The sequence below is a fragment of the Stenotrophomonas sp. GD03958 genome, assembly GCF_029839005.1.
Lineage (GTDB): Bacteria > Pseudomonadota > Gammaproteobacteria > Xanthomonadales > Xanthomonadaceae > Stenotrophomonas > Stenotrophomonas hibiscicola.
The window spans coordinates 1-3,955 of record NZ_JAOBZT010000132.1 but is presented as its reverse complement, the minus strand read 5'-3'; the positions used below and the strand labels follow the sequence as shown (position 1 = coordinate 3,955).

General features: G+C 66.4%; 4 protein-coding genes. All 4 read left to right on the top strand.

Annotation, left to right across the window (positions count from 1 at the left end; translation table 11 throughout):
* The first annotated feature begins 53 nt into the window (after positions 1-53).
* Positions 54-785, top strand: coding sequence for a YebC/PmpR family DNA-binding transcriptional regulator (locus N5C25_RS20265; RefSeq protein ID WP_019660133.1), 732 nt, complete (start codon positions 54-56; stop codon positions 783-785).
* A gap of 105 nt (positions 786-890) precedes the next feature.
* Entirely contained in the window at positions 891-1,412 is a 522-nt protein-coding gene (ruvC, locus tag N5C25_RS20260) for a crossover junction endodeoxyribonuclease RuvC (protein WP_019660132.1), read from the top strand.
* Between the two features lie 13 nt (positions 1,413-1,425).
* Complete coding sequence (ruvA, locus tag N5C25_RS20255) at positions 1,426-2,019, top strand: Holliday junction branch migration protein RuvA (RefSeq protein WP_279937780.1); 594 nt, start codon at positions 1,426-1,428, stop codon at positions 2,017-2,019.
* Positions 2,020-2,068: 49 nt separating this feature from the next.
* Positions 2,069-3,955: potassium transporter Kup (locus N5C25_RS20250; RefSeq protein ID WP_279937779.1), on the top strand; the 1,887-nt coding region annotated here is incomplete at its 3' end.

The window sequence follows — 3,955 nt, the reverse complement described above, 5'->3', positions numbered from 1 at the left end:
CCGATCAGGTAGAATCCGCGCCTTGATCCTGAAGCAGCCAGACGGTAGCACCCATGGGTAGAGGCCCCTCCATCGAAGCCCGCAAGAACGCGTCCGACGCGAAGCGCGGCAAGATTTTCACCAAGATCATCCGCGAGATCGGCGTCGCCGCGCGCGGCGGTGGAGGCGACCCCAACAACAACCCGCGCCTGCGCGTGGCGGTGGACAAGGGCCTGGCCGTGAACATGTCCAAGGACGTGATCGAGCGCGCCATCAAGAAGGCCACCGGTGAACTGGAAGGCGTCGATTACGAGGAAGTCCGCTACGAGGGCTACGCCCCCGGTGGCGTGGCCGTGATCGTCGACTGCCTGACCGACAACCGCGTGCGCACCGTGGCCGATGTCCGCCATGCGTTCAGCAAGTGCGGCGGCAACATGGGCACCGAAGGCTCGGTGGCCTTCATGTTCAAGCGCCTGGGCGTGCTCAGCTTCGCCCCGGGCGCCGACGAGGAGGCCATCACCGAAGCCGCCATCGAGGCCGGCGCCGATGACATCGTGGTCTATCCGGACGACGGCTCGATCGACGTGGTCACCAGCCCTGACGCCTTCAACGCGGTCAAGGACGCGATGACCGCCGCCGGCCATGTCGCCGATCACGCGGAAATCACGTTCCGCGCGGACAACGACATCAAGGTCGAGGGCGAGGTCGCCCTGCAGGTCAAGAAGCTGCTGGACATGCTGGAAGATCTGGACGACGTGCAGGACGTGTACTCCAACGCCGAACTGGGCGCCGACGCCTACGCCTGAGCCGTCCTCGACGGCCTGGGCGCGGGCCGTTGAACGGTCACCGCGGACAGTCATGAGCCCATACGCCTGCCAGCGCACCCCGTTCCACCCTGCCAGGAGCGCAGCATGACCCGCATCCTCGGCATCGACCCCGGTTCACAGCGGACCGGGGTCGGCATCATCGATGTCGACGCCGCCGGGCGCGTCACCTACGTGCACCACCAGCCGCTGGTGCTGCTGGGCGCGGACGATTTCCCGCAGCGCATGAAGCTGCTGGTGCTCGGCCTGGCCGACCTGTGCCGCGAGTTCCAGCCGCAGGAAGTGGCCATCGAACGCGTGTTCATGGCCCGCAACCCCGATTCGGCGCTGAAGCTGGGCCAGGCCCGGGGCGCGGCGATTTCCGCCGTTGTGCTGCGCGACCTGCCGGTGCATGAATATGCCGCCAGCGAGATCAAGCTGGCGGTGGTCGGTCGTGGTGGTGCCGAAAAGCAACAGGTTCAACACATGGTCGGGCTCATGCTCAACCTGAAAACCAAGCTGCAGGCCGACGCGGCCGACGCGTTGGCGGTGGCGATCACCCATGCCCACGTAAGGGCAACGGCCAACCGCCTGGGGCTCAGTGCCCGCCAGGCGTGGGGCCGAAAATGAGGAGCTGCACGCAATGATCGGTCGACTGCGCGGCATCGTCGCCTACAAGGCGCCGCCGTGGCTGGTGGTGGACGTGAACGGAGTGGGCTACGAGCTGGAGGCGCCGATGAGCACCTTCTATGACCTGCCCGAACTCGGCCGCGAGGTCACCCTGTACACCCATTACGCGCAGAAGGAAGACAGCGTCTCGCTGTACGGCTTCCTGCGCGAGGGCGAACGGCGGCTGTTCCGCGACGTGCAGAAGGTCAGTGGCATCGGCGCGAAGATCGCGCTGGCTGTGCTGTCCGGGGTCACCGTCGAGGAATTCGCGCGCATGGTCCAGGCCGGTGACATCACCGCGCTGACCCGCATTCCGGGCATCGGCAAGAAGACCGCCGAGCGCATGGTGCTGGAACTGCGCGACCGCGCCGCCCAGTTCGGTGCCGGCGGCGCGCTGCCCACCGGCAGCGGCCCGGCCGCGGCCGACCCGCTTTCCGATGCCACCGTGGCGCTGCAGCAGCTGGGCTACAAGCCTGCTGAAGCGGCCCGCATGGCCCGCGACGCCTTCACTGAAGGCGATGAAGCGGCCACCGTGATCCGCAAGGCGCTGCAGTCCGCGCTGCGCTGAGTCGGCTTCCTTTCTCTCAACGAACCGCCTGAGCCTCGCCAGGAGTCCCATGTCCAGCAGTCAAACCACGCACGCAGCTGCCCCCGGCGGCCACGGTCACGCTCCTCCCGCCGGAGGCCTGGCGCTGATCATCGGTGCGATCGGCGTGGTCTTCGGTGATATCGGCACCAGCCCGCTGTACACCCTGAAGGAAGCGTTCTCGCCGCACTACGGGCTCAACAGCGACCACGACACGGTACTGGGCGTGCTCTCGCTGGCGTTCTGGGCACTGAACATCGTGGTCACGCTGAAGTACGTGACCATCATCATGCGCGCCGACAATGACGGCGAGGGCGGCATCATGGCGCTGATGGCGCTGACCCAGCGCACGCTGCGCAACGGGTCGCGCTCGGCCTACGTGGTGGGCATCCTTGGCATCTTCGGCGCCTCGCTGTTCTTCGGCGACGGCGTGATCACCCCGGCGATCTCGGTGCTTGGCGCGGTCGAAGGCCTGGAGGTGGCCGCGCCCGGCCTGCATGCCTTCATCGTGCCGATCACGGTGGTAGTGCTGCTGATGGTGTTCGCCGCGCAGCGCTTCGGCACCGAGAAGATCGGCAAGGCGTTCGGCCCGATCACGTCGGTCTGGTTCATTTCGCTGGCGGCGATCGGCATCTACAACATCGTGGATGCGCCGGAAGTGCTGAAAGCCTTCAACCCGTGGTGGGCGATCCGCTTCTTCATGGAGCACAGCTGGCACGGCATCTTCATCCTCGGTGCGGTGGTACTGGCGGTGACCGGCGGCGAAGCGCTGTACGCCGACATGGGCCACTTCGGTGCCAAGCCGATCCGCCATGCCTGGTACTTCTTCGTGCTGCCGTGCCTGGTGCTGAACTACCTGGGGCAGGGCGCACTGGTGCTCAACCATCCCGAGGCGCTGAAGAACCCGTTCTTTGAGGCAGTGCCGTCGTGGGCGCTGTACCCGATGATCATCCTGGCCACGATGGCGGCGGTGATCGCCTCCCAGTCGGTCATCACCGGTGCGTTCTCGGTCTCGCGCCAGGCGATGCAGCTGGGCTACATCCCGCGCATGCGCATCAAGCACACCTCGCACGACACGATCGGCCAGATCTACATTCCAGGCATCAACTGGGGCATCGCGGTGATGGTGATCGGCCTGGTGCTGGCCTTCCGCAGCTCGTCCAACCTGGCCGTGGCCTACGGCATCTCGGTGTCGGCCACCATGCTCATCGATACCCTGCTGCTGGCCCTGGTGGCCCGCTCGTTGTGGCCGAAGGCACGCGCCTGGCTGCTGCCCCTGTGCGTGGTGTTCTTCATCATCGACCTCGGCTTTGTCATCGCCAACGGCGCCAAGCTGCTGCAGGGCGCCTGGTTCCCGGTAGTGCTGGGCATCTTCCTGTTCACCATGATGCGTACCTGGCGCCGGGGCCGCGAGCTGCTGCGCGATGAGATCCGCAAGGACGGCATCCGCCTGGATACCTTCCTGCCGGGCCTGATGCTGGCGCCGCCGGTACGCGTGCCGGGCACCGCCGTGTTCCTCACTGCGGATCCGACCGTGGCCCCGCACGCACTGATGCACAACCTCAAGCACAACAAAGTGCTGCACGAACGCAACGTGTTCCTGCATGTGGAAACCCTGCCGATCCCGTATGCGATGGAGGGGCAGCGGCTGAAGATCGAATCGGTGGGCGACGAGTTCTACCGGGTCTATGTGCGCTTCGGCTTCATGGAGACCCCGGACGTCCCACTGGCGCTGATGCGCTCGTGCGACCACGGCGGCATCTACTTCGACCCGATGGACACCACCTTCTTCGCCAGCCGCGAGACCATCGTGGCCACCGCCAACCGCGGCATGCCGATCTGGCGCGACAAGCTGTTCGCGCTGATGCATCGCAACGCCGCCCCGGCCACCGGCTTCTTCCGGATTCCGGGCAACCGC